The organism is Paenibacillus vini, from assembly GCF_018403325.1.
Taxonomy (GTDB): Bacteria; Bacillota; Bacilli; order Paenibacillales; family Paenibacillaceae; genus Fontibacillus; species Fontibacillus vini.
Genome location: NZ_BOSL01000006.1, coordinates 184450 through 210387 on the forward strand (window position 1 = coordinate 184450; position 25938 = coordinate 210387).

Genomic DNA, 25938 nt, shown 5'->3' on the forward strand with positions numbered 1-25938 from the left:
GGATTGCATGAAAAAAATAGCGCTATCCGCGTTGCTGCTCTCCCTGCTGATGTCATTTCTTCTTTCTGCCTGCGGTAAGGAGAGCAAAGGCACGCTGACCGTGTATGCCGGATTGTATGAGGATCATGCGATCAAGGCGATGGAGACCTTTCAGAAGCAGACCGGTATCAAAGTAAATTATGTGCGCATGTCGAACGGAGAGATTCTGTCGAGAATTCGGGCGGAGCGGAATTCCCCCAAAGCGAGCATCTGGTTCGGCGGGCCGGCTGATACGTTCATCCAGGCCAAATCGGAAGGTCTGTTAGAGCCGTATGTATCCAAGAATGTAGAGGCCATTCCGCCGGAATATCGCGACCCGGAAGGGTATTGGACCGGCATATATGTCGGAGCGATCGCCTTTGTCTCCAACAAAACCTGGCTGCAGGAGGTCGGTCTGCAGGCTCCGCAATCGTGGTATGATCTGTTGAAGCCGGAATACCGGGGCATGATTTCGATGGCGGATCCACGCTCCTCGGGAACCGCCTATACCATGCTAGCGACTCTCGTGCAGCTGTTCGGCGAAGACGAAGCGTTTGACTTCTTGCGTAAGCTGCATCAGCAGAATGTCATTTACACCACCTCCGGCAGTGTCCCTGGACGCACCGTAGGAATGGGAGAGGTCGGGACAGCGGTCATGTTCTCACATGACGCGCTGAAGTTCTACAAGGAGGGCTTCCAAAACCTTATCATCGGATTCCCGACGGAAGGCACGGGCTACGAGATCGGTGCCGTCGGTATCATCAAGGGCGGCCCGCACCAGGAGGAAGCCCGCCGATTTGTCGACTGGGCGCTGACCAAGCAAGCCCAGGAGCTCGGCAAGCAGGTCGGCAACTACCAGCAGCTTACCAATCGCGATGCCGTCGCGCCCGAGGAAGCCATTCCGCTGGAGAAGCTGAACGTCATCCCCTACGACCTCGACTGGGCCGGCCAAAACCGTGAGCGTTTGATTAACAAATGGACAACCGAGGTGCTGGGGGCGCGGTAATCGTTTTACTCAATGTGCCTCAAGCTCCATCTTCCAGATAAGAAAATAAGCTCAAGATAAACGTCCCAGCCAAAGATTTATCTAAGGTTGGGGCGTTTTTGTAAACCTGATTTGGAGTGAATTGAAGGATAATATATGAGTGGAAAATTGAATGTAATGCTTATTGGTAGAGATTGATCGTGAGCCTGGCTGTCATTGTGAGCTAGGCTCTTTTTGCGGTTTCCTCAAATTTACGTATGGTGTATATTGGGTATAAATGGGACTGTTTAGCAAGGTTGATGGCTTAAACGTGTTGCATTTATTCCCACAAGACCGGATCGTGTCTCAGATGCGGGAACGTTATCTGAGAGTACTGCAATGCAATAAAAACAAAGGACGGATAATTGTCATGATTAAGGATCATCTCAAATTTTTAGAATTAGCATTTGAAGAAGCAACGTTAGCAGAGAGTGAAGGGACATACCCAATTGGGGCTGTAATTGTTGATAACGAAGGCAAAGTAGTTAGTAGAGGGAGAAATAGAGTATTCACGCAGGAGGACTGCACCGCACATGCAGAGGTGGATGCAATTAGAAAGGCCGGACACATCTTGTTAGATACAACTAATAAAAGATTCAAGAAAAACGACTTGACTCTATATACAACTTGCGAGCCGTGTCCCATGTGTACGTGTACTATTTTGCTATCAGGGATTAAACAAGTCGTTTGGGCAGCGGATGATGATGAATATGGAGCAATAAGACGTATGAAAGAAGGCCCTCATTTCATAAATCAATTTAATACAATCAATTACATAGCATCACCAAGTCTGGATTTAGAGAATAAACAAAGGAAAATGCTGAAAGAATGGAATATTAGACGTGGAATAGTAAATACAGAATGGGAAGCGAAATAAGGAAGAATAAGAATAGTATGAATTCGATTTGTAGCAGGTGAAATCACGGTCTATTTTAATGAATCTTCTCAAGGAGGCCTGGTATGAAGACAATTATCTATATGGTTAGGCATGGAGAATCACCATACAATGAAGGAAATGAAAGAACAAGAGGGCTTACCCCAAAAGGAAAGGCCGATATTGAAAAGGTAACGAAGTTACTTGTAGGTGAAGGAATAGACATGATTATATCAAGTCCTTATACACGGGCAATTCTTAGTGTTGAGGGATTGGCCAAGCATTTAAACAAAGAGGTTCAGATATTTGAAGATCTTAGAGAGCGTCATTTTGCCGCAGATCTTATTGAAAATGCAGAGTTAATGTCTAGTATCCGAGAGAGTTTTAATGACCCTGACTATACCTTAATGGGTGGAGAGTCTAATGCTGAGTGTCAGAATAGAGCAATCGCAATTCTAAAACCGATACTAAATGAGCATAGAGGGAAGAAAATAGCTGTCGGAACCCACGGTCTTGTAATGACTTTGATGATGAATCATTTTGATCCGGCTTATGGCTTGGATTTTTTGAATCAATTAACGAAACCGGATATCTATAAAATGCAATTTGAGGATTTAGCATTAAAAGAAGTAACCAGATTGTGGAATGATGATCTTTCATAAAAAAGGAGAATTGAACATGAGAAAACTCGTTTTATTTCTGCATTCATCGCTTGATGGCTTTGTTGAAGGGCCGAACGGTGAAATGGACATTGGTTGGGTTTCCTACGATGCTGACTTGGAAAAACACGCTAAGGAAATTCTGAGTACTGCCGACACGGTCCTTTGGGGACGCGGGACTTATCAGATGATGTACAGTTACTGGCCTTCCGTGCCTTCGAATCCAGCAGCTTCGGAGCATGAACGCAATCATGCCGAGTGGATCGAGAAGACAGACAAAGTCATTTTTTCCACGACGCTGGAGAACGTAGAATGGAACAATTCCAGACTGGTGAAAGAAGATGTTGAGGAAGAGATCAAGAATCTCAAACAGCAGCCAGGCAAGGATATGGTCATTCTCGGCAGTCCAAGGTTTGCACACTACCTTATGCAGCTTGATTTAATAGATGAGTATAAAATTACGGTTTCTCCCGTCTTGATCGGCAGCGGTTTGCCGTTATTCCAAGGTCTCAAGGAGAAGATCAATCTTAAACTTATCGAAAACAAGACCTTTGATTCTGGTGCCATAGGTCTCGTTTACCAGACGATAAGATGAGCTCAGACAACAACACGACCCAGCCTATGATAGGAGCTATCTAAGGCTGGGTCGAGTCGTAGAAACCGTCTAAAGGAGTTGATATTATGTATCTACACAGAAGTCTTGAAATAGGAGATTTAGAGACGATTTGTTTATTTCCTCAGTCACAAGAAGAATTATTTTATATGAGTCCGAGATTTGTTTATCCTCTAACTCCAGACCAAATTATGAATTTAGCTAAAGATAGATTTGAACCGACTGTCATTTTAGAGGATGCAAAGAATGAAGTAGTGGCCTACGCTAATATTTATGCGGATGAGCTTGAAGAGAATAGTTTTTGGCTAGGAAACGTAATTGTTTCACCAGAAAGCAGGGGGAAGGGAGCATCTCAATATTTATTAAATGTAATGAGCGAAAAAGCCAAAAATACATTGAAAACTGAGAAGCTGAAATTAGCCTGTCATAGTACGAATTCACGAGGGCTGGCCTTTTATTCAAAAAGCGGCTTCAAACCATTCGATATGAAAATTCATGATATAGGTTCAAAGAAATTCATAACCATCCATATGATAAAAAATTTAGTTTGAGCGTTCCTTTTTTACAGCCTATGGGGAAGAAATATCCATTAGAAATGCATGTGGGGGAAATGATGGAGAACAAAATTGTAGTAGCTTTGAAAGCTGTCATAGTAAATCAAGGAAAGATTTTGATTTTGAGACGTTCTGGAACGGATGAAGTTGGTCCAGGGGAATGGGAGACGGTTGGGGGAAAAGTGGAATTTGGTGAGGACTTAGAAACTGCTTTAGTTCGCGAGATTCAAGAGGAAGCTGGAATTGAGGTGAGTGTTGAAAAATTAATATACGCTGTAACTTTTCTAACCGATCCGAATAGACAAATTGTTCTACTATCTTATCTTTGCAGAACAAATCAAAGTGCAGTGACTCTCTCGACTGAACATAGTGAATATATGTGGGCTACAAAATCTGAAGTAACTCAGTATCTTCCAAAGGCAATAATTGAAGATTTTAATAAACACAATGTTTTGAAGATGCCTGATTTAATTTAATAATACTTTCTAAGGATGTCGGATTTGCGCTAAAATATCTGTCTTGCGGGAGGATTATATAATGATTGATTCAAAACCAAAAATAATTGCTATTGCTGCGGTTTCTGGTGGAGGAAAAACTACGATTACTTCGCGTTTAAATCAAGTGTTGAACAATTCAAAAGCTCTTTATTTCGATGATTATAATGTTGAAGGACCAGAGGATATTATAGATTGGGTTGAGCGGGGAGCAGATTGTAACGAGTGGAGCATCGAACCGATCGTAACTGATGTAAATAGCCTAATAAACTCCAGTGATGTGAGGTACATATTAATAGATTATCCTTTTTCAAGACTACACCATGATTTGAAGACCATTGATTTGACTGTCTTTGTAGATACACCTCTAGATATAGCTATGGCAAGAAGGTTATTAAGAGATTTTAGAAACATAAATACAGAAGTAATAATGGATGAATTAAGTAATTATCTATCCCGGGGAAGAATCGGGTATGAAAGTATGTTAAAGACAACAAAACCTAATTCAGACGTTGTTATTGATGGGGCTTTACATACAGACGAGATTATTAAGCTTATTTTGGATGAAATAAATAAGACCGAAAGTTAAATCAAAGAAAATAGGTGATGAATGTGGAAACCATAAATTATGACGGTAAAACTTTTAGAACCATAAAAAACACTAAAAACGGAGAAGTTACTCAAGAAACGATTTTTCACTACAAACAGGAAGGAAATCGAGTATTGGCAGAATATGCCGGGGGCGGGATACTAGTAGGTCATTTAATTGCCTTGGTAGATGAGGATGGAAATCTGGACATGAGATATCAACATATTAATGATAAGAATGAGTTGATGACGGGGATATGTAAATCGAGACCAGAGAAACAAGAGGATGGAAGATTGAGAATGCATGAAGAATGGGAATGGACTTGCAAGGAACATTCTAAGGGATGGTCAATTATTGAAGAGATCCAAGATCGAGATTGAGGTGAAGAAAATCCTAAGTAAAACAGGCACATCAACAATATATGTCATCCTACTTATCGCAATCATTACTACTATAGTGAGTTGGGATGAACTTGGAGGTTTGGTAAGGGCGGGTAATTATAATACTACGGATGATATGGTGGAAACCATAATGGCCAAAACAGCGACTCCAGGGGTCGCTATGGTAGTATCAGAACAGGGGAAAACAGAATATAGGAATTACGGATATGCAGATTTTAATAATGAAAAAAGGGTAACTGAAGAGTCATTATTTGAGTTGGGATCGACTACAAAGGCATTTACGGCTCTGGCCGTTATTTTATTGGAAAATGAGGGCTCCTTATCTCTTTCAGATTCTATTACAGATTATATTCCATCGTTTGAGCCAACCATGAAGGGTGAGAAGGTTAATATTTCGATTCATCAATTGTTAGCACATACAAGCGGAATTCCACCATGGAGTATTCGGTTAATTCCTGAGGGTACCACAGAGGATATGCTTGAAAAAACGATACATAATGTGTCAGACATTGCATTAGATACGGACCCTGGAACAGTATATAATTACGCTACAGTTAATTATGATATTTTAGCGATGGTTGTTGAAAAAGTTACAGGCAAACGTTATCAGGATTACATGACTGAAAACATACTGGTTCCTTTAGGAATGACTAATAGTTATTTTTCAACAGGTCAAGAAAAGGTATCTGATGAACTTACCAAAGGATATCGTGTATTTTTTGGAAGAAGCTTAGAATATGATGCTCCTAGATATTATGGGAATATCGCTGCAGGATATTTGGTAACGAATTCAAAAGATCTAGAACGCTGGATTAATGCCCAATTGGGGGTAGGCGATATACCGGATCATTTATTGAAAGCGATACAACAATCTCATCAAGTGGACATCAAAACGGCGGGGCACGAAGATGAAAATCAATACTATTCATTCGGATGGAGTGTCGATACGAAAAATAGTGTTGTTAGTCATAATGGATCCAATCCTAATTACTCTTCACAGGTTCTTATTGATTTAAAAAAGCAGCAGGCTGTTTTTGTTCTGGCTAATTTGAATTCAACTGCACCATCGCTAATTGCTAATAACATTTATGAGAATATGAATGGAAATCAAATGGATAAATTTCATTATGATGACGTGTATCTATTAATTGATTTGGTATTTTCATTTTTAGTAATAATAGCCATCATTATCTTATGTGTCCAAGCAAATAAGCTCATTAGAGGTATAAAACTTAATATTAAAGATGAAAAGACAAGGTTCAGAAAAATGACAGAAAGTAGTATCGCACTAATCTTAAGCATTATGCTTTTGATATTGGTAATGATCTGGCCTTATCTATTAGACAATAATTATATGATGATAAAGGTGTGGATGTCGTATTCAATATTTATTTGGATGGGGCTAACTTCTATCAATTGCATTTTATCGATAATAATTAATATGAAGAAAATCGGAATGATTAGACGAAAGTTAAAATGGAAGGAGAACATATGATAGTAAGAGTGTTACAAGAATCAGATGCTAAATCGTATCAAGAAGTTCGATTGAGTGGACTTAGAAACGATCCGGACGCATTTGGATCAGCCTTTGAAAGAGAGAAAGAATTCTCCCTGGAAACAGTAATTAGTCGAATAAGTCCTACTCAAGATAAATTTGTTCTCGGAGCTTTTGTTGAAGGTGAATTAGTTGGAATCGTTGCTTTTGTACGTGAAGTAGGGATGAAAATAGCCCATAAAGGAAATATATTCGGCATGTACGTAGCACCTGAAATGAGAGGAACTGGTGTAGGACGAGAGTTATTACTTGAGTTGATAAAAAAAGCTAAAGACATGGAAGATCTGGAACAAATAAATTTAACTGTTATTTCCGGCAATAGTAATGCCAAGAAGTTATATGCATCACTCGGATTTGAGATTTATGGGACAGAAAGAAATGCAATTAAATATAAGGGGCAATATTTTGATGAGGATTTAATGGCTCTTAAATTATGAAGAACTGCAGTAAGAGGGAGGGCTCAATGAAAAGAGTGGTATTAGTCGAAGGAATTCCTGGATCGGGTAAATCGACATTCGCTAGATTTCTTGCTAATCAATTTGAGAGAAATGGCCACACATGCAACTTGTTTTTCGAGACTACCTATAACCATCCGATCATTCATTCTGTATCCTTTGACGATTACAATATGTTTATTGAGTCGTATTTAGATAGATGGAACAAGTTCCTTTCTAATCAATCTGGTGGCGATGTGGTTGTTATGGAATCTGCTTTATTCCAAAGTCCCATTGTTCACTTGTTACATAAAGATGTCGATCGAAACTTAATTAAATCTGTAATTGTTAATGCGAGCGAGCTTTTAGGAGATATTGATTGCAAATTGATATATTTCTATCAAGAAGATGCTGAAGCCGCAATTCATCAGATGATTGACGTTAGAGGCAAAGAAGACTTTTTACTAAAGAAACATAATGAGTATAAACATGAGATGTATTTCATAAATCGGATGGAGATGGGCCATAATTCACATATCAGTTTTTTTCTTGATTATGCTGCACTTGCTAATGAAATTATTAAAGAAGTATCCCTCGAAACAATATCTATTGAAAATTCAAAACAAGATTATTCGTTATACGAGCAGCAATTGATCAATGAATTTGACTTGGAATATTTTCCTGATCCTTATGTCGATAGAACTATACTTACTAAGTATAAAGGAACCTACTACAATCAGGATTTAAACTTTAGTTTAAATATCGAACTGATAGATAATCAATTAATTATATTTGGAAATAAAAAGCTGAAACCTAAAGATAATAGTCAATTCTATCTTGATGACATGAGCGTAACTGCAAATTTTATTAAAGAAGGCGATAGCGTTAATCGTGTGGTCATAACTGAGAAGGATTTATATGCAAATAGAAATGACAATGGAACTATTTTTGAAAGAATCTCCTAGTAGTACCCGAACATCTGCTAAACACCCTATACACGGTGGTGATTTTTTATGGGAGTCGCTTGTACTTTGAGTTGTGGTCAATGCTCATACAACAAGAATGTTTTTTTGGGGATTGGATTTAGATATATTAGTTTGCAGGCTATTTTAGAATGGTACGAAGAGGAAGAAGGAAGAAAGCAAATAATCGAATATATTAATAAGAAGGAACCGATTTATGAGTGCTATGATGGGCTTTATTTATGCCAGAATTGTAATTATATATTGAACAAGACTTATTTGCATTTAGAAGCCGGGTCTCAATCGTACATGAATAGTTATTCTTGTCCTCGTTGTAGGGACAAAATGCCCTCAAAGCCTTTGGAAAATGAAACTGAGATCAACAGGCTGAAATGTCCGGAGTGTAAGTGCAGTAATCTAAAAGTTGAATTTTATATGGATTGGGATTAGGTACATAATCAGATACGCAAATCTTATATGTGAGGGTGATTTGCTTGAAGCAAGGAATCATTGTGTTGTTGAATGGAACTTCAAGTTCAGGAAAGACTAGTATTTCTAATGAACTGGTAAATCAGAAAGAGATTCTTTTTCATCACCTATCAATAGATGACTTTTTTAATAATTTCAATGAATTTGTTGATAAAAAATTTCCGGACCTTAAACCTACAAGAGAAGTAGATGATCAAGTTGTCGCGCAAATCATTTTTGATCCCATAGCCTCAATGTTCTATTCGACGATTAAATTGTTTTCTGAAATGGGTTTGAATGTAATCGCAGATACGGTAATCGATAATGATAAGAGATTTAATGAGTGTCTTGATGTGTTTTTTGATCAGCCTACAATATTCATAGGTGTAATATGCTCAAAAGAAGAACTCATGAGAAGAGAGCAAATAAGAGGAGATCGGCAGATTGGACTAGCAAATTCTCAGTTTGACAAAGTATATTGCTTTAATGAATATGACCTCGAAGTAAACACGGAAGAGTTGAGTCCAATAGAATGCGCCGAGAAGATATTAAGTTTTATTCATTCCGATAAGGATTACTCGGTGTTTAAGAAATTAAGTAAAAGGGAAATTAGTGTTTCTTAGAAGGCGAATCCGTTAGGGGAAGTGTTTTCAAGTGAAGAAAATAGCGGTAGTTAGTTTGTATTTTTTAAGTGAAGAAGAGGGCGGACAAAAAAACTTAATTAATGGAGATTTCTCAACCCCCATTGTTTTTGATTCGGATAAAGATCTGGATTATGGTCTTTGGAGTGCGGTTGTTGAAATACATAATAAACCTAATGAATATAGAGAAGCCAAAGCAGATCTATACTTTCTATGTCATGACATAAATGAAGTCCCAAATCATTTATTAGAACCCGGAAACAGCTTTATTTTAAGAAATAATAAGATAATAGCAAGCGGGAAGATAGAATACATAAAAGATCGATGAATTAATTAGAAAAAAAATATCTACTTGAGAGTTAATTCATAGAGCGTACGTAGAGATAGCACCATCACACTCCGGGGCTACCGCCCCTTGGTTATCAGATGTATAATCGTGGAAGAAGCTCAGACAACAAACGACCCAGCCTAAGATAAGAGTTATCTAGGACTGGGTCGTTTTCGTAGGTACAGGAAAAGGGTGGGGACATTGAAAAATACTAAATTGATTCTATTCGAAGGAATTCCGGGGTCTGGAAAAACAACTACCTCTCAGCAACTATTTAATCACCTTTTAGAAGACGGTGTACCTGCAAAACTTTATATTGAAGGCAGTGAACATCCAATTGACTTGCCCTTTTTTGCTTATCTTACTCAATATGAATACAATGATCTCTTATTTAAATTCCCACAACAAGCAGAATGGATTAAAGTCAATTCTATTATTGAACTTGATTATGTATTAATACCCTATAAAGAACCTGTGCCGAAACCATGGAACGATGAACTAATTGAGTATTTGAAATCGAAGGAATTTTGTTATTCGGATAAGCCGGTAGTCCCTTTTAAGATTTTTAAAAGAGTATTTAATAAACGCTTCGAACGATATGTTGCCAGTATGGTTAATACGGATACAGTAACCATTTTTGAGAGTATCCTATTCCAACATCAAATTCATGATATCCATCGATTGTATCCTGAGATAACTGAAAACGAAATCATCAAATACTTAGGAGAATTAGCGGTATTATTTTGTCCTTTAAATCCTGTTTTATTTTATATTACTCAAGATAGTGTAAAAGAATCATTAGAACATACAGCTGCTATTCGTTCAAAACCCAAATGGGCAAGCAGTAAAACAATAGATTACTACATATACCGCAAAAATATCGAACTAGAAGCAGTTAAGTACTTACCGTTTAATACGTATATTTTGAATAACAGTGATAGGGATTGGAAAGAGATGTTTGATGTAATTAGAACCACACTTTCGTTGGAGAACTCGATGATGTCATAAACTCAATATAACAACGGGTTAATGTTGCTTCGCAGCCGGCCTTTTGGGCGGTAAGGTTCTTGGGTTCGGTAATACCTAAACGTTAAAAGAAACCCCAGTAAAGGAGTGTAAGAATGAATGAACAATGAGGCCTTTAGTGAAACATTCCTAAAAATCACATTGTATCGAATGTGTGATCTCTACTTTGAAAAAATGAAGGTTACGCTAAATTCATCAACTTTATCACCTTGTAGAACATACGGGGTATCATTTAGGTCAAATCATAGATAGAGTTCAAGGAAATACAAAGAAGAAGTTTGAATTTTGTAATAACGGATTAAATGAATCATATTTAAGAAACAAGATAGAATCGGATAATATCATGTAGGCATAGCTCCTTGATTCATCCGAAACTTAAGAGCTTTATTGAAGGTTGGGAGGACCATGAATGCATCGCGAAAATGAGGATGTTTACCCTAATCGTCTTATTGGTATAAGAACCGTGGAGATTGGCGGACTTACTAAATCACAGCTTATTCAGAAAATGCAAGAGCACTCTATCATGATTAATGAGTATGGAGAGCAATTATTAACTGATAATAGATTTACAACTTCTGATAAAAAGTATAGCTTGCAGACCGTTGAACTAACTGTTAGTGATCTTGGTTTTCGAGATGGGGCTACTACGGATCAGATTTTTATAAGAGCAACTGAACTCGGTTTGGAATTATGTCCGCTCGAGCTAGGCCCTTACTTAAGACTGCAATACTTGGATCAGCCCGAAGGTTATTCGGGCGATGCTTTACAACGACATCAAGCTCCAACCGGCTCTATTACTATAGCATCGGAAATACTAACCTAAGATGACGAATTCCCCAAAGGCTTTTATCTTAGACGAATTAGCGATGCGTTATGGCTGCGGGGATACTGCGCTGATGATCTGCACGTCTGGAATCCTTATGATCATTTTATTTTTGTCAAACCAATATAACATTAACGTTAGAAATTTGGGGGTATCTCATGAAGAGGGCAAGAGAAGAAGTAGACCTTTTCGTCTTCGCTCCGAAAGTAATGTATGAGAATAACAATAACCTCGACATAAGCAATCCGTACATTAAGATAAATGGTTATTTAAATGAACTCGAGCGAATAAACCATTTTCATAGGGGCGGAGACTACCAAGCTATGAATGAGTTCTGACAAAAATTAATAACATCACTTCAAAAAATCAATTATAAAACTTAAGGTGAAAACTTATGAATTTTATTACACCTTTGTACAATGACAATGGAAGTGAATGGGATCCATCGATTCTAGGAACGATTTCAATTCCGCTTGCGTTATTTGGTGTATTCTTATTTTGTTTTCCTGATTTAGTATGTAAGTTTTTGAGCTTTAATGCTTATAGAACAATGAAACCAAATTATGAATTCGAAGAGTATATAGAATACAAGGAACCTAGGAAAATAACGTTAGTGTTAATCAAAGCAATAGGATTAATCATAATTCTGTTTGGAATTTATCTGTTTTGGAACGCAGAAGGATTTTATCGATTTTGGTTTTTATGATGAAATCCTATTAGTAGTTTTTTCTTGAAAGGACAATTACGTCATATAACACATATTCACTCAGCAGAGTTTTCACCCCTAGGGAGTCAGGTGGAACAGATAATAAACGACCTATCACAATGAAAAGTAATCTAAAAGAAAGATTAAGGAAGGTTGTTCATGTTTCATCGTAAATTGGATTGGAGGAGGACTCTAGGATGCATGATATTTTCAAACCAATAACTGCTTCTATCGCATTTACTGGTGATTTAAAGACAGATATTAAGTCGTTTTTAGAGGTGAGTAATTGTTTAGATACAGCAACTCACTGTATTGATGTTGGCACCGAATGTAGAAGAATTGCACTGATGTTTAATGCCAATCCGACTAAAGCTGAGCTCGCTGGTTGGTTGCATGATATTAGTGCTGTATTTCCAAATAACGTGAGATTGGATGTAGCAAGACAATTGGAACTAGAGGTGTTACCAGAAGAAACAGTATTCCCAATGATTATTCACCAGAAGATATCGAGAGTAATGGCAAAAGAAATATTTGATATTACTGATCAGGATGTATTGGATGCGGTCGGTTGCCATACTACTTTGAGATCAAACTCTTCCTTGCTTGATAAGGTGCTCTTTGTTGCTGATAAGATATCCTGGGATCAAAAGGGGACACCGCCCTATTTAGAGGATCTTAATAGAAATTTACAAATATCATTAACACATGGGGCATTTGCATACATCAATTTTTTATGGGAAAAGAGAGATACTTTGAAAGTAATTCATCCTTGGTTAAGGGATGCATATGAAGAATTGAAAGACAAAGTACATTTAGTGTAGTGGTTCGAGGGCGTCATTGAATTATAGGAATTAACTTAAATCACGTACATATATTCAGGAGATTGATGATGAAGAAAAGTAAAATGATATTGTTATTGGTATTCTTAATAATTCTATTGTCTTTAGTTATAACATGGCGAACTGGCCTACTTGAACTTTGGAGTAAGGGGATATCCTCTATCGCAAACAACACAGAAAAGTATAGTGATGAGGCAGGTTATGTTCTTGATGGTAGCTATACTATCCAAATTGACCTTGCGGATATTCAAAGCAATATTGGCAAAGAGCTATATAATGATGGAAGACATAAGATCATAGTTGAAGAGATAAATAATAGTGGTGTTAGTGCAGAAGGTATAAACATTGGGTTTAGATCATTTGGTGACTACTCAACGGATGGAGCAACATTGATTTCCGGCGTGCATCATAAAACAAATAATGATCGGACATTTAGTACACTAATGACTGCACAATTGATAGCCAAATATAAAAATAAACAATATGGTGGTGCCATTTCTGGGGTTTCAGGGTTGAACTATAAATCGGGAGATGACTTCTCATTTAATATTAATCCAGTAGAAGCATTAAGGGATAAAGGTAAAGTAGAGCTTACAGTTTCAAATCTGTATTTGAATATTTGGAAAAAGAAATAGCGCGTTGCCCCCATAACAACATATTTACTCATTCGGGCAAACCAAGGGGATCGGAGATCAAACACATGAGTAAAGCAAGATCACAGAATTGTAATTTAAATATATGGTATTATCTACCTGATGAAGAATGGAATAAAGTTTCGCTTCTATATGAGAGGATGCCTGGGTGGATAGGTTATACAAACGGAAACCCGTATTGGTTTGGTCAGGAAGATGATGAAATTTTTATTGCGGCATCAGTTGAACCAAGTGGATTATCTTTTCAAGGACAGATGAATAATAGCGATTGGAATTCATGGATCAATAAGTTTAAATCAGAAGCTACAAAATTATTAGGTTTTGAGGTTGGTGAGCCTGAGGATGGATTTGTGTAATAGAGGTAACTGAAATTAATTTTGGTGGGAAGTACTATTGGTTTTAAGAAAGAAACCAACCTATACTCGTTATTGAAATGAGGGCCCCCTTTAGTGATAAAACTAATAAAAATTAGCTTAACATTCATTTGTTTAGCAGCATATGTTCAATTTATTAGTTTGTTCTCGTTTGATATTGGGAAGAGATTTTATCCTTTTTTTAAAGAAATAGATCCAGATAATGTTTTCATGGTACTAGTCATTCACCATATATTGCAGGCAATAATAACGTTGTTGGCTATTATTATTATTTCCAAGTTGTTGAATATACGTTTTAAGGATTTTGGATTTAATTTAAATAAACTAAGGTACTCTATTGTATTTGTTTCTGTATTCCTGGGTGTATGGATCCTAATCCAGGCTGTTATTGGCATTTATCTAATAAAAGAGCTTGGAGTTTCCCCCGGCTTCACATTCCCGCTCAACTTCAGAAATTACATTGGCTATTATTTATTTGAGGTTCTTTTATCCGGAACAAGTGAAGAAATCATGTTTAGATCATTAGTAATACCTCTAATGTTGAGTTTGTGGGGAAAGTATTTTTCCAATAGTAAAAGATTCTCGATCGTAGTTATATCTGCCTCTACATTCATATTTATGATAGCGCATATTAATTTAAATTTATTTCCATTTAAAATAACTCATTTTGACATTCTCCAACAACTAACCTGTTTAGCGTCCGGTTTATGTTTTGGGTATTTGTTTTTAAAAACAAAAAGCATAGTAGGGTGCATGATTGCCCATAATCTGTTAAATGGTATTATTACTTTGATGACATTGCTGTTTGTTTTATCATTTTAATGATGCTCGGACAACAAACGACCCAGCCTAAGATTAGAGCTATCTAGGGCTGGGTTGTTTCGTGATTGTAATAGAGTCATTAACTGATTTGGAGGCAATTTTGTAGATAATTCATAGAGAGAAGAGGTTTTTCAAATGGCTATTTGTGTTGAATTTGAGTTGATTGAAATTGAAAACACTATTGCAAGATATCGTTTCGGTGATTGCCTAGGGGATTTGAACGGAGAATTTGAAACAGATTTATATAGATTTATATCAGGAGAATTTCCGGGAGACACCTCGATGTCTGAAATAGTGGTATTACTAAATGATAAACAGAGCCAATGGAAAGCCATAAAAGCGTTTACTAAAATATATAGGCACTTTAAAGTACACAAAGAATATTTATCTAAAGGCGGATACTATGCATAGATTGCCTTAAATGACATGTGAAATATGTTGATCGTATAATCCCAGCAATTAAAAAACGAGTAAGGTCGTGATTTGTATGGGACTTGAGGAATTTTATAATTACACAAGTGGAGATGAGCGACACCTATTTAACGAAATAGCTGATCAATTGGAGGAACTGGGATATAAATCTAAAAGGGCGAAGACCAAAGATGTGAATTATGTATTCACCAATTCTAAGACCCCGAAAAACGTTCTTAAGTTCTCAATTGAGAAGGGGAAACCAATATTAAAAATGAAGTTTTTCGCTTCCAGTGATTACTCTAATTTTTTTCATGAATGTATAAGAAAAACTGTTGAAGAATTTAACTTCAGATATACGGGGTGTTACAACTGTGGGAGATGTAAGGATAAATTAGAGGGTTACGAGTACACATATGCGGATGGACGAAAGTATTTTAGATGTGGAACAGAGTTAATTAGTATATATGGGATCTCTTTATCAGAAGTTGATGAAGTTATAAGACTATTCAAAGCGCAACATGAGTATTACTTATCCAAGAGATAATAAATCAGATACCAAAAGGCGGTAATATAGTGAATTACCCGAATATTGAAACCGAAAGATTATTAATTAGAGAACTAACCTTAGATGATGCTGAAGCGGTTTTCAAACATTTTTCGTATCCAGAAGTTACGAAATTTATGGATATTGAGGTATGTAAAGATCTACGAGAGGCAGAAGAGATTATTGCATTCCATATACACGATTCAGGCTGTAGATATGGCCTGTTTAATAAAGAAAATAATGAACTTATCGGGACATGCGGTTTTCATTGCTGGTCAACTGAGAATCAAGAGACAAAAGCTGAAATTGGTTTTGATTTGTCCCCGAATAACTGGGGAAAGGGACTGATGCAAGAAGCATTGTTGAAGGTTATCCGAATCGGATTCGATTTAATGAAGCTAGACTATATTGAGGCGACAACAGAAAAAGAAAATTTCCAATCGCAAAGACTTTTGAAGAAAATGGGATTTAAGCAGGAGAGTGAACTAAAGGAAGATTTAATGTATTTTACATTGAGAGAAACTGTTTGAAAGTAGAGGTACCATATTTATACCTGGTGGGTGATTCAATGAATATTGATGAGGTTATGAAGCCGGGTGTGACTGGCTTTTCAGAAGAAGAATTGAGTAAACAAGAAATCAAGGATTTTGAAGCTTATCTATACCATGCAATTAGGTGTGAAAATGGAAAGCTAATAAAAACAGAGCTACTGATAAACAATAGAAATTTCTATACCTACCAAATTGGAATAAGGACCAAGGTATTTCATATTCTCTTACATTCTAATTTCCCCTTCGTGGCATTTGCTTCAGTAGTTGACTATAGCGGCATAGTCTTTATAGATGCACCCGAACAAGTAAAAACAATACTAACGGAAAACTATATAGTGCTGGAGTCAAAATTATTAAATCAAACATTCACAAGTGAAGACACTAGAACACTAGGAAGACATGAACAAGAAATGATCAAATATTGGAAACCAGAAACAATCGGGGAAGTCATATTTAATTATTGGGATTGAGGACAGACATTAACAAGGAGCTGAAGCATTTTGTTTAAGGATTCTGATCATGCCTGGAACCCTACCGCAGAAGAAATTAGAATATGGGCATATAGTGATGCTTTAATTCCCGAACAAGATTGGGAGTTAGCTGTGAATTCTTTTGAAAACATACCTATGATTTGTTCATTTGTTGATGATGAAGAATGCAAACATATATCATTTTTTCTTAGTTGCCTATATGTGTTTACAGGAGATTTTGTAAGGTCAAGGAAAAACGAAGAGTATAATAAATTGATTGAGTTATTAAACAGAATAGAAGTAATAGCAAAATCAGAAGAGCTAAAAGATTGGATAAAACGTTCAAAGGATTTAATTCTAAATCCGGATAAATATGATTATAGGTTTTGGGGGCTTGGGTCCGAGTATGTGTATTAGGTAAAAGATTAAGAAAGATAAGAACACTTTTGATCCTAGAAGGTGGTTATATGAGTGGAACGTGATCGCTACAAAGAAAAAGTTATGAATACTGTCTCAGAAAGGCAATTAGTCTCAATAATGAATAATACGAAGTGGAGAGTGTTACAAACGGCTGTTCTTAATACCTTGCCATTTCCACCGCCTTTTCAAGCAAAGTATGTATTGGGCGAATCTCCGTCTCCAAATGAGTTTGAAGACGATGTGTGGTATTTGGGAGATTGGGTCGAAGGACTGATGCCTTTTTATAAAGTTGAATGGATAAGAGTTAGACCGAGACGGATTGTAAATACAGGGAGATTGATACCACCTGAGATTATTGATATTACTGAAGAGTTTAAAGGGATACTCAAAGAGTATTCAATCCCATATTATTGTGACAATGAATCGATCTACATTTATGGATATACTTCCGAAACAGACAAAATAATCAAAGATTAGAAGATGCTCAGACAACAAACGACCCAGCCAAAGATAAGAGCTATCTAGGTTTGGGTCGTTTTCATTTGAAAGAAGGTTATTCATAGATGATTGATGAAACAAGATACCCTATTGGTCAATTTGAGCCGACTCCCATTTTCTTTGAAGAGGACAGGATTAAGCTTATTAATCAAATTTTATTAATTGTTCCTAGGCTTCGAGCACTGATAGTTCGCTTAACACCCGAACAACTCCAAACGCCATATCGGGATGGTGGTTGGTCAATCCAGCAAATTATCCACCATATGGCCGATAATGATATGAACGCTTATTTAAGATTTAAAAGGGCATTAACTGAAATAGAACCCATGGCTTCATCCTATCGAGAAGATCTTTGGGGTGAACTTCATGATTATGTTGAAACCGATATTGAAACCTCTTTAATACTCCTAGAATCTCTCCATAAACGTTTTTACATATTACTCTACAAGTTAGATTCACATCACTTCTCCAGGACACTCAGAACTCAAGCGTTAGGAATAATTAACTTGGACGCTGCACTGCAAAGATTTATTTGGCATAATCATCACCATAAATCTCAGATCGAATCATTAATAGTTAGAAGAGCCTGGTAAACTGAGATACTCTGATAAAAAAATAGAACGGATGAATAATGATGGATTGTCTCGGATGCCGAATCGCAAATCAAATTGAACCGGATGTTAATGTGATTTATGAGAACGAATTTGTAGTTTGTATTTTAGATATTGCACCGTTCAATGATGGCCATATACTGATTTTGCCTAGAAAGCATTACTTGGATGTTGAAGAAATAGACGAACTAACGTTAAGTGCCATAATGAGCACATCGGCAAAGATGTCTATTTTATTAAAAAAGACATTTAATCCGGATGGAATTACATTTTTTCAGAATGGCGGAACTTTCAATGACTTACAACATTATCACATGCATGCAATCCCAAGATTTATTGGTGACGGATTCAGTTGGTCCGAGCCAAAAGAGGAGTTCAAGACAGAAAGATCATTAAAAGAGATAAAACTCTTATTGCTTAAGGAATTAAACAGCAACTCATGAAGTCAATAACTCCAGCCAACACTGTATTTACACATCTCAGCCACGACGGCTGCTCGATCCGTGAGAACCAAAGTTTATAGAAATAGTGAGGTGCTTAATGAAAAACTTAGTTCTTGTAGGTATGTCTGGGGCTGGAAAAAGCACCTTAGGAGTGTTGCTTGCGAAAGCCTTAGGTATGGGTTACGTGGACACCGATATTTTAATCCAAGAACATGAAGGTAGACTGTTGCAAGAAATCATAGATAGTGATGGTATCGAGAAGTTCCTTGAGATTGAAGAAGCGATGGTATCGCGTCTGCAAGTTGTTAACAGCATTATTTCAACAGGGGGAAGTGTGGTTTATTCTGAGCAAGCCATGAACTCACTTAAACAGAATGGACAGATTATATATTTACATGTTCCATTTGAGGAAATTAATAAGAGACTAACAAACATATCAAACAGAGGAATTGTAATAAAGGAAGGAAATAGTCTTCAAGACGTTTATGAGGAAAGAGCTCCTTTATATATTAAGCATAGTGATATTACTATTGATTTAGCTAATAAGGATATAGAACAATGTGTTAGTGAAATTATCGAAGCAAGAAAACTTGAGTTACCCAGGGAGGGGAGAGCCTCCTTATGAAATTCATATTATTATTTGTATTTTTAAAGGGATCTTTGTGAATAACAAATTATTCAAAGAAACAAGTGGTTTAGGATTACCAGACTCAAAAATAATAATAAAAGATAATGAGTATTATGTTGTAGGGGATAATACAGGCAACAGTATTGATAGTAGATTTTTGGGGCCGATATCTGACACTCAAATTATAGGTAAGGTAGTAAAGATTTTTCACGCGAATAAAAAATGAAGAATGATTCTAAGGAGCTCTTATGATTGAGGATGAAAGATTAGAACAGATTATAAGGTCAAAGAATTATATCGAGCACGTACCAGAATTGTTAGAAGGTATCCAAGATTTGAATTGGCCCAACGCAAGTAGAATCGTTGATTTTCTTAAACCACGGGCTAGGGAAGTATATCCATTTGTAAAGAATGTACTTACCACAAACGACGAAATGTGGATCTATTGGGTTCTATCGAAGTTAGTTAGTTCGTGGCCTAATGAAATAGTTATATTCCTAGAGGAGGATTTGATAGTTCTTGCGGAAAATTTAGATATTTTTTTAGAAACAGATTTATTATCTATCGAAATACTTTTAAATAACAATTTAATAAGTCATCAATATACTAGAGAGTTATTAGAAAACAAGGAAGCCTATATAAGGGGTGAAATAGGCAAATTTCAACCTGAATTAATAGACGAATTTATAGAATTAGAGAATATAAGAATAGAGATCCTTCTAACAGATGTGAGTCAAATTGTAGATTATGTTAAAGAGAACAGTAAGAAATTACATATTAAAGATAAATATGAAGCGCTCCATCGATTTTTAAAATCAGTTCAAGATATATTAATGAAGCTTGATAATTAATACGAAAAGTGGTGTAACCAAATATGGAGATCTATCTTGTAAGACATGCAATAAAAGAAAAAACCATCGGCGATGTTCCAATAACTAAAGATGGAGTTAAGCAAGCTCAATTAATTGCTCAATACTTTAAAAACATCCTTTATCTTCTATATTCTCAAGCCCGCTAAGGCGAGCACGGGAAACATGATTACTTGGCGAATACGTTCCAAGAGAATGTTCTTAATCGATTTCATCCCCAATTTATTATTGAACAAAGTAAACTGATTCCGGAATGTTCAATAACAAAATTGAGATATGATAATAAGAGTTTTTCAATCGAACAATTTGCTTATACCGAACATCTGGAAACCATGGAGGTAGGTCATGGAGCTTCTATCCGAGATATCTGACAAAGATTTTGGTTTTGAAAGTTCTTCATCCAATGTCAAGTATTGTGTCAGAAGAGCATCCAGAGCTGTAGTAATTAACCGGAACAATCAGATTGCTATTTTGTTTGTATCGAAGCATAACTATCATAAGCTACCTGGCGGTGGAATCGAAGAGGGCGAAGAAATGGCCAATGCCCTGATTCGTGAGGTTGTCGAGGAGGTTGGAGCAGAGATAGACATAGTCTCCGAAGTAGGGACAATAATTGAATATCGTGATAAGTTCGAATTAATTCAACTATCGTATTGCTATCTAGCTAAGGTCAAGACATTACTGGATCACCAATTCTTAACTGATGACGAAAAAGCTAATGGTTTTGTTTTGAAATGGGTATCACTTGAAGAAGCAATAGCTCTAGTTCAAGCCGATAAGCCATTTGATTATATGGGAAACTTCATTCGGAAGAGGGATTATACTTTTTTGGCTAAGGCTAAGAAAATACTTAAGGATTTCGAGGGATAACTAGAAGAAGGACGGAAAAATCATCTAACCATGAGTGTCCCCGGGGTGTTGGAGAAGGCTAGAATTGCGGCGTTGGGCTAGATGAACAAGGGGGGGGGTTATCCCCCTTATTCGATGAACTTTTTTGTGGAAGGGATTATTCTTTAACAGATGTGTAGGCTTGGCCGCTCTTTACCTGATTGACATCCGTCTCTAATGTGATTTGATTCGCGCTTGAAATGGTGAATACAATTTCGGACAATTCTTTGGCCGATGGCGTAGGAATTCGATCCACCTGGAGCGTAATTTGATTGCTTGATATGGAATAAGTCCCCAGATATTTGCTCGATCCTTTCGGCAAGCGATCCAGAAAGACGAAGTCGCCGTTTGTCTTTAAGACCAGCTTTGAAAACTGAGTATGGTCTTCCTTCTCCGATGTCAGATAGACGGCTTCTTCGTTCTTCAGCATAGCTGTCAGAGCATTTCCGGCATCGGCTGCTTCCTCAGCCTCATTTGCATTCCCGGTGGTGATGGCTTCGGAATTGCTGGATTCATGATCTTCATTCGTTTCGGTTGTAGCTTGGGCTGGCTCATTAATGGTTTGTTCAGTGTTAGTGGGTGCGGCCGACTCGGACTTGATTCCCGTTCCGGCGGATTCGGCCGGAGAAGTACAACCTTGCAATAAGGCAGAAGCAAGAAATAAGAGTAAAACAGTTTGCAGCAAAGAAAATCGTTTCATAAGTCCTCCTGGTGTATTAATCTTGACAGCTTGTTTATTATAACAAATGAATGGTAAGAAATTAATAGAACTAAAGGCTTCCGGTCCGGCTCGTACCCATGATACGAGTTTTTTTGGTTAAGGGTGAGGATTTTGGAATCCTCGCTGACGCTTTTCCCGGCCTTCACCGAGTTGTATACTGAGTATAGAGAATAAAAACTTGGCGGATGCCTAAGTGGGCCCTACCGGATGAATAGATCCCTGCGAGGGTCTTCCTTTCCTGGCATTCCAGCCGTAAACCTTATTGGATAAGGAGATAGGAGGAGCTTGTTTGCAATATGAAGTGATTCTTTTTGACCTCGACGATACGCTGTATGATTTTGCAAAAACCGAAGATTTCGCTTTACGTCAAGCTTTCCGTCATTTCAGAATGGAGGATACGGAGGAGCTGATGGGTCAGTACCGTGACATTAATCGTCAGCTATGGAAGGAGCTTGAGCAAGGGCTTATTTATCTGGATGTGCTGCGGGTGGAGCGATTTAGAAGACTGCTTGAATTACGTGAGTTTTCACAAGAACTCGACGCCGCAGAGTTTAGCCAAACGTATGTGGGGTATTTGTCTGAGGCATCCTTCTTGATGGAAGGGTCTGCGGAAACCTGCAATCGATTATTGGATGCGGGATACCGGGTTGCGGTGATTACGAATGGAATCAGGGAGGTACAGCTTGGAAGAATAAGCCGCTCTGAGCTGTCCGGCAAGTTTGAGCAGGTGATCATTTCCGAGGATGCCGGTTCGCAAAAGCCTGACCCGGCTATTTTCGATTACGCATTTGAAAAGTTAGGGCATCCGGACAAAAGCAATGTGCTGATTGTCGGGGATTCGCTGACATCGGATATTTACGGCGGAAATCAATACGGAATCGACACGTGCTGGTTCAATCCGAAACAAGCCGACAATACTTCCGAGGCAAAGCCTGATTACGAAATTCGGAGTCTGACGGAGCTCCTGGAGCTTTTGAAGGTGTAGCCCGCTGCTTAAACATACAAAAATATGGAGACTACTGCTTTGACGGTAGTCTTTTTTTATTTATTTATTTATTTATTTATTTAGGTAAGTCCCGAAATTATTAGACGGTTCCGCTGAAAATGAGGTTGACTCAACATATCAGATGTATAATCATGGAAGAAGCATACCCTAACGATGAATTGGAGTACAGAATGAATACATATAAGTGGATACCTATCATAATTTGTTTTCTTCTGCTTTTGGCAGGGTGCAGTACTACCCACAGTATAGATACCAGTTCAACCAGAACCTTAAAAAAAGACTTAAAGGATCTATCGCCGTCGATCAAAAGAGTACAATTTACATTCACTCGTCCAAACCTTTTTTGTAGAATTGATATGAGAAATGAACCGAGTACAGAAGAACTGGAATCGATTCTTGCGGAATTCAAGGAATTTTCAACAATGGATAACATGAATGAGATCGCTCGTAGTGTCAAATGGGGATTGGAAATATCGGAAATTCATGTTGATATCAATACGGATCAAGATAAAAAAACAATTGAACATGCGTATTACGCCAGGTATTTCAAAACATTCGATGCTAGTGATCACTCGGAAGCAAACATTGAGGGGTACAGAATTTGGTATGAAATATAACATAACTGTATAACTGGGAGGTGTTTAGTAAAATGAAAATTCCATTAATCGTCTTAGATTTAGATGGTACACTCCTCAACTCAAGCAAAGAAATAACCAATCGTAATTCTAAAGCTATTGCAGATTGCGCAGGATTAGGAATTAAATTCATCTTTGCGACAGCGCGTCCTCCAAGGGCAGTCAGATCATTTATGAATGATGAGTTATTCAGATTAGGTTCTTTTATTTATTACAATGGCGCCTATATCGATTGCAAACACACGGGAATCCAGGATCATATATCGATTGAATCCAACATTACGGCTGAAGTTCTAGATTACTGCCTTCAATGCAACCCGGATCTTGATTTAAGTCTGGAAGTGAAGGATGAATGGATGAGTTTAAGGGAATATGACTACACCACACTCATTAAGGTCAAAGATAATCCTGCTGTAAAGTCACTGGAAGAACTCAAACGACATGATGCATCAAAGATTCTTTTTTCAGGGAGAATGAATTTGGATTTATTTATGGATAAGTTTAATACGAGATTAAATATTTTAACTACAGACAATGGAGAGCTTGTTCAGCTTTCATCCCTAAGAGCTTCGAAAGAAAGTGCGGTATCGGTTTTGTGTAAGGCGATGAACATCCCGCTCGAAAAGGTCATGGTCTTTGGTGATGATTTTAATGATATCGGACTATTTAAATCTTGTGGATGGCCCGTGGCAATGGGGAATGCAATTGAAGAATTGAAACAGATATCTAAAGAGATTACCGAAACTAATGATAATGATGGAGTAGCCATGGTTTTAGAAAAACTTTGCAGATCATAGGAGAATGATTCATGGATGTAGAGATTAGATTATTAGGCCCTAATGAAGCTGTGCCAATAGAGTTATTACTGTTAGCTGATCCTTCGGAAGAAATCATCTTAAATTACATAGATAGAGGGGAGTGTTTCATAGCTACCAACAATAATGAAATTATCGGTGCATTGGTAATTATTAAAACTCGCCCTGAAACCATTGAAATTGTAAATATTGCAGTAAAAGAAGATTTTCAAGGTAAAGGAATCGGAAAGCAATTAATTAATTTCGCTATCATCTATGCAAAAGAGCAATGTGAAAAAACGATGGAAATCGGTACGGGAAATAGCAGTATATTTCAGCTGTTTCTATATCAAAAATGTGGTTTTCGAATTGTCGGCGTAGATCACGATTTTTTTATTAGACACTATAAAGATGAAATTTATGAGAATGGAATACAGTGTAGGGATATGATTAGATTAAGACTTGAACTTTGATAGTTTTCGCTACCGACTGCTGACTAAGCCAGTTGGATGTACAAGGAGGTGTAAAAGACACTTGCTGAAGTTTAAACTACTCTTTTTACTGTTATTAGTTCTAATGTCTACAGGATGTTCGTTTTCGAGTGAAGACACATGGAAAGAACGAAGCCGTATTAAGCAGGGTGATGTAAAGCAAATTTTAATAGAAAACTCAGAAGGGGTAAGTGCCAGTTTGACCGATCGGGTTAAAATTTCTGCAGTTATTAATGCATTGAAATCGGGCGTGTTTGATCCTGGAGTTTTTGATATAAGAGTGCAGGATTTCACTGTGACTATTGAATTAAACAACAGTGATAAAAAGAAAATTCATCTTTGGCTTTTATCCGGTGCGAACCTCTTCACCGATTCTGAGGATGATGGTCATTTTACATTAAATGAAGATGCACAAGAAAAATTGGTTGAAATCATCAAAGAAAATGAATTATGGAATGAAGATTCGGCGGCTAATTAAATAAGCCCCCATGATTCTCAAGAAGATGAAAGGAGAATATCAGTTGCATGACGATTATGAAATAGATGATTACATTATCCAAGCAGGTGTTTCCGCTCCATTAGTAGTAATGATGTGCGGAGTAGCCGGATCAGGAAAAACAACATTTGCTCAAAGATTAGAGAAAAGAGGTTTTGTGCGTCTTTCCATTGATGAAGAAATATGGGCTACACATGGACGTTACGGGATTGACTATCCAATTGAAATGTATGAGCAATTAAAAGGTGAAGCCGAGTTAAAGTTGCGCAATGAATTAGTAAAACTTATAAATGAAAAGCGTAACGTGGTAATCGATTTCAGCTTTTGGCAACGAAAGAGACGGAATGAATATAAGAAATTAATTGAAGATGGAGGAGGGGGATGGAAGCTTATATATTTGAAAGTTCATCCTAATGAATTACGTGAACGACTCCGTATTCGGAGTCAGCGGTTCGATGCAAATGCAGCATTTACAATAACAGAAGAAATACTAACTTCATTTCTAGAGGGTTTTGAAGTGCCTTCCGGAGAAGGAGAAATTATCATTGAAGCAAACGATTGAACATCTTTGAGTGGAACTTAAACAAAGACCAGGTGTTATC

General features: G+C 37.2%; 38 protein-coding genes and 1 pseudogene. 38 read left to right on the plus strand and 1 reads right to left on the minus strand.

Features of this window, described 5'->3' with window-relative positions:
* Positions 1-7: 7 nt before the first annotated feature.
* The 32 genes and pseudogenes from KJS57_RS11445 to KJS57_RS11600 all read left to right on the plus strand — a co-directional run bounded on the left by KJS57_RS11445 (position 8) and on the right by KJS57_RS11600 (position 21175).
* Positions 8-1024 (plus strand): ABC transporter substrate-binding protein, encoded by a 1017-nt coding sequence (locus KJS57_RS11445; protein ID WP_213654880.1) that lies wholly within the window; start codon positions 8-10, stop codon positions 1022-1024.
* Positions 1025-1412: 388 nt separating this feature from the next.
* Positions 1413-1919: a nucleoside deaminase gene (locus KJS57_RS11450; RefSeq protein ID WP_211021172.1), complete on the plus strand. Its 507-nt coding sequence runs from the start codon at positions 1413-1415 to the stop codon at positions 1917-1919.
* 83 nt (positions 1920-2002) lie between these two features.
* Positions 2003-2578, plus strand: coding sequence for a histidine phosphatase family protein (locus KJS57_RS11455; protein ID WP_211021173.1), 576 nt, complete (start codon positions 2003-2005; stop codon positions 2576-2578).
* Between the two features lie 16 nt (positions 2579-2594).
* Positions 2595-3170 carry a dihydrofolate reductase family protein gene (locus KJS57_RS11460; RefSeq protein ID WP_213654882.1) on the plus strand — a complete coding sequence of 192 codons (576 nt, stop codon included), beginning with the start codon at positions 2595-2597 and terminating at the stop codon, positions 3168-3170.
* Between the two features lie 86 nt (positions 3171-3256).
* On the plus strand, positions 3257-3739 hold the full coding sequence (locus tag KJS57_RS11465; RefSeq protein ID WP_213654883.1) for a GNAT family N-acetyltransferase: 483 nt from the start codon (positions 3257-3259) through the stop codon (positions 3737-3739).
* A gap of 62 nt (positions 3740-3801) precedes the next feature.
* Complete coding sequence (locus KJS57_RS11470; protein ID WP_213654884.1) at positions 3802-4218, plus strand: NUDIX hydrolase; 417 nt, start codon at positions 3802-3804, stop codon at positions 4216-4218.
* A gap of 61 nt (positions 4219-4279) precedes the next feature.
* Complete coding sequence (locus KJS57_RS11475; RefSeq protein WP_213654885.1) at positions 4280-4825, plus strand: nucleoside/nucleotide kinase family protein; 546 nt, start codon at positions 4280-4282, stop codon at positions 4823-4825.
* Between the two features lie 17 nt (positions 4826-4842).
* Positions 4843-5205, plus strand: a complete 363-nt coding sequence (locus KJS57_RS11480; protein ID WP_244861493.1) for an avidin-fold protein — start codon at positions 4843-4845, stop codon at positions 5203-5205.
* Positions 5180-6721, plus strand: a complete 1542-nt coding sequence (locus KJS57_RS11485) for a serine hydrolase domain-containing protein (protein WP_213654886.1) — start codon at positions 5180-5182, stop codon at positions 6719-6721. Before KJS57_RS11480 ends, KJS57_RS11485 begins: the two co-directional genes overlap by 26 nt.
* Positions 6718-7218 carry a GNAT family N-acetyltransferase gene (locus KJS57_RS11490; protein ID WP_213654887.1) on the plus strand — a complete coding sequence of 167 codons (501 nt, stop codon included), beginning with the start codon at positions 6718-6720 and terminating at the stop codon, positions 7216-7218. Before KJS57_RS11485 ends, KJS57_RS11490 begins: the two co-directional genes overlap by 4 nt.
* A 26-nt stretch (positions 7219-7244) precedes the next feature.
* The gene (locus tag KJS57_RS11495) at positions 7245-8180 is read left to right on the plus strand and encodes a P-loop NTPase family protein (RefSeq protein ID WP_213654888.1); all 936 of its coding nucleotides are present in this window, start codon (positions 7245-7247) and stop codon (positions 8178-8180) included.
* A gap of 491 nt (positions 8181-8671) precedes the next feature.
* A complete protein-coding gene (locus tag KJS57_RS11500) occupies positions 8672-9268 on the plus strand; it encodes a chloramphenicol phosphotransferase CPT family protein (protein ID WP_213654889.1) in 597 nt (198 codons plus the stop codon).
* Between the two features lie 31 nt (positions 9269-9299).
* A complete protein-coding gene (locus tag KJS57_RS11505) occupies positions 9300-9614 on the plus strand; it encodes a hypothetical protein (RefSeq protein ID WP_213654890.1) in 315 nt (104 codons plus the stop codon).
* Positions 9615-9815: 201 nt separating this feature from the next.
* Entirely contained in the window at positions 9816-10622 is an 807-nt protein-coding gene (locus KJS57_RS11510; protein WP_213654891.1) for a P-loop NTPase family protein, read from the plus strand.
* A 427-nt stretch (positions 10623-11049) separates the two neighbouring features.
* Positions 11050-11592 (plus strand): annotated as a pseudogene (locus KJS57_RS11515) (helicase).
* A gap of 265 nt (positions 11593-11857) precedes the next feature.
* Entirely contained in the window at positions 11858-12169 is a 312-nt protein-coding gene (locus KJS57_RS11520; protein ID WP_213654892.1) for a hypothetical protein, read from the plus strand.
* Between the two features lie 197 nt (positions 12170-12366).
* Positions 12367-12990, plus strand: a complete 624-nt coding sequence (gene yqeK, locus KJS57_RS11525) for a bis(5'-nucleosyl)-tetraphosphatase (symmetrical) YqeK (protein WP_213654893.1) — start codon at positions 12367-12369, stop codon at positions 12988-12990.
* A 68-nt stretch (positions 12991-13058) separates the two neighbouring features.
* Positions 13059-13643 (plus strand): hypothetical protein, encoded by a 585-nt coding sequence (locus KJS57_RS11530; protein ID WP_244861494.1) that lies wholly within the window; start codon positions 13059-13061, stop codon positions 13641-13643.
* A gap of 65 nt (positions 13644-13708) precedes the next feature.
* Positions 13709-14017, plus strand: a complete 309-nt coding sequence (locus tag KJS57_RS11535; protein ID WP_213654894.1) for a hypothetical protein — start codon at positions 13709-13711, stop codon at positions 14015-14017.
* Between the two features lie 93 nt (positions 14018-14110).
* A complete protein-coding gene (locus KJS57_RS11540; RefSeq protein ID WP_213654895.1) occupies positions 14111-14857 on the plus strand; it encodes a CPBP family intramembrane glutamic endopeptidase in 747 nt (248 codons plus the stop codon).
* 135 nt (positions 14858-14992) lie between these two features.
* Positions 14993-15268, plus strand: coding sequence for a hypothetical protein (locus KJS57_RS11545; RefSeq protein WP_211021186.1), 276 nt, complete (start codon positions 14993-14995; stop codon positions 15266-15268).
* Between the two features lie 76 nt (positions 15269-15344).
* Positions 15345-15815 carry a hypothetical protein gene (locus KJS57_RS11550; protein WP_213654896.1) on the plus strand — a complete coding sequence of 157 codons (471 nt, stop codon included), beginning with the start codon at positions 15345-15347 and terminating at the stop codon, positions 15813-15815.
* A gap of 29 nt (positions 15816-15844) precedes the next feature.
* Positions 15845-16345, plus strand: a complete 501-nt coding sequence (locus KJS57_RS11555) for a GNAT family N-acetyltransferase (protein ID WP_373316819.1) — start codon at positions 15845-15847, stop codon at positions 16343-16345.
* A 38-nt stretch (positions 16346-16383) separates the two neighbouring features.
* Positions 16384-16836 carry a hypothetical protein gene (locus KJS57_RS11560; RefSeq protein WP_213654897.1) on the plus strand — a complete coding sequence of 151 codons (453 nt, stop codon included), beginning with the start codon at positions 16384-16386 and terminating at the stop codon, positions 16834-16836.
* Positions 16837-16866: 30 nt separating this feature from the next.
* The gene (locus tag KJS57_RS11565; RefSeq protein ID WP_213654898.1) at positions 16867-17253 is read left to right on the plus strand and encodes a hypothetical protein; all 387 of its coding nucleotides are present in this window, start codon (positions 16867-16869) and stop codon (positions 17251-17253) included.
* 54 nt (positions 17254-17307) lie between these two features.
* On the plus strand, positions 17308-17733 hold the full coding sequence (locus KJS57_RS11570) for a DUF6678 family protein (protein ID WP_213654899.1): 426 nt from the start codon (positions 17308-17310) through the stop codon (positions 17731-17733).
* A gap of 86 nt (positions 17734-17819) precedes the next feature.
* Positions 17820-18347 (plus strand): YfiT family bacillithiol transferase, encoded by a 528-nt coding sequence (locus tag KJS57_RS11575; protein ID WP_213654900.1) that lies wholly within the window; start codon positions 17820-17822, stop codon positions 18345-18347.
* 41 nt (positions 18348-18388) lie between these two features.
* On the plus strand, positions 18389-18808 hold the full coding sequence (locus tag KJS57_RS11580) for an HIT family protein (protein WP_213654901.1): 420 nt from the start codon (positions 18389-18391) through the stop codon (positions 18806-18808).
* Positions 18809-18905: 97 nt separating this feature from the next.
* Positions 18906-19433: a shikimate kinase gene (locus KJS57_RS11585; RefSeq protein ID WP_211021193.1), complete on the plus strand. Its 528-nt coding sequence runs from the start codon at positions 18906-18908 to the stop codon at positions 19431-19433.
* Between the two features lie 37 nt (positions 19434-19470).
* A complete protein-coding gene (locus tag KJS57_RS11590) occupies positions 19471-19662 on the plus strand; it encodes a S26 family signal peptidase (protein WP_213654902.1) in 192 nt (63 codons plus the stop codon).
* A 22-nt stretch (positions 19663-19684) separates the two neighbouring features.
* Positions 19685-20287: a DUF5071 domain-containing protein gene (locus tag KJS57_RS11595; protein WP_213654903.1), complete on the plus strand. Its 603-nt coding sequence runs from the start codon at positions 19685-19687 to the stop codon at positions 20285-20287.
* A gap of 363 nt (positions 20288-20650) precedes the next feature.
* The gene (locus KJS57_RS11600; protein WP_213654904.1) at positions 20651-21175 is read left to right on the plus strand and encodes an NUDIX domain-containing protein; all 525 of its coding nucleotides are present in this window, start codon (positions 20651-20653) and stop codon (positions 21173-21175) included.
* Positions 21176-21311: 136 nt separating this feature from the next.
* Here the strand turns inward: KJS57_RS11600 and KJS57_RS11605 are convergent, their stop codons facing one another.
* Complete coding sequence (locus KJS57_RS11605; RefSeq protein WP_213654905.1) at positions 21312-21893, minus strand: hypothetical protein; 582 nt, start codon at positions 21891-21893, stop codon at positions 21312-21314.
* Positions 21894-22203: 310 nt separating this feature from the next.
* Here KJS57_RS11605 and KJS57_RS11610 point away from each other — a divergent pair, with 310 nt between their 5' ends.
* The 6 genes from KJS57_RS11610 to KJS57_RS11635 all read left to right on the plus strand — a co-directional run bounded on the left by KJS57_RS11610 (position 22204) and on the right by KJS57_RS11635 (position 25898).
* The gene (locus KJS57_RS11610) at positions 22204-22899 is read left to right on the plus strand and encodes a YjjG family noncanonical pyrimidine nucleotidase (protein ID WP_213654906.1); all 696 of its coding nucleotides are present in this window, start codon (positions 22204-22206) and stop codon (positions 22897-22899) included.
* Between the two features lie 152 nt (positions 22900-23051).
* Positions 23052-23537, plus strand: coding sequence for a hypothetical protein (locus KJS57_RS11615; protein WP_213654907.1), 486 nt, complete (start codon positions 23052-23054; stop codon positions 23535-23537).
* 32 nt (positions 23538-23569) lie between these two features.
* Complete coding sequence (locus KJS57_RS11620; RefSeq protein WP_213654908.1) at positions 23570-24352, plus strand: Cof-type HAD-IIB family hydrolase; 783 nt, start codon at positions 23570-23572, stop codon at positions 24350-24352.
* 11 nt (positions 24353-24363) lie between these two features.
* Complete coding sequence (locus tag KJS57_RS11625) at positions 24364-24822, plus strand: GNAT family N-acetyltransferase (protein WP_213654909.1); 459 nt, start codon at positions 24364-24366, stop codon at positions 24820-24822.
* Positions 24823-24883: 61 nt separating this feature from the next.
* Complete coding sequence (locus KJS57_RS11630) at positions 24884-25318, plus strand: YhfM domain-containing protein (RefSeq protein WP_213654910.1); 435 nt, start codon at positions 24884-24886, stop codon at positions 25316-25318.
* A 109-nt stretch (positions 25319-25427) separates the two neighbouring features.
* A complete protein-coding gene (locus tag KJS57_RS11635; RefSeq protein ID WP_373316821.1) occupies positions 25428-25898 on the plus strand; it encodes a P-loop nucleotide/nucleoside kinase family protein in 471 nt (156 codons plus the stop codon).
* The last annotated feature ends 40 nt before the right edge of the window (positions 25899-25938 follow it).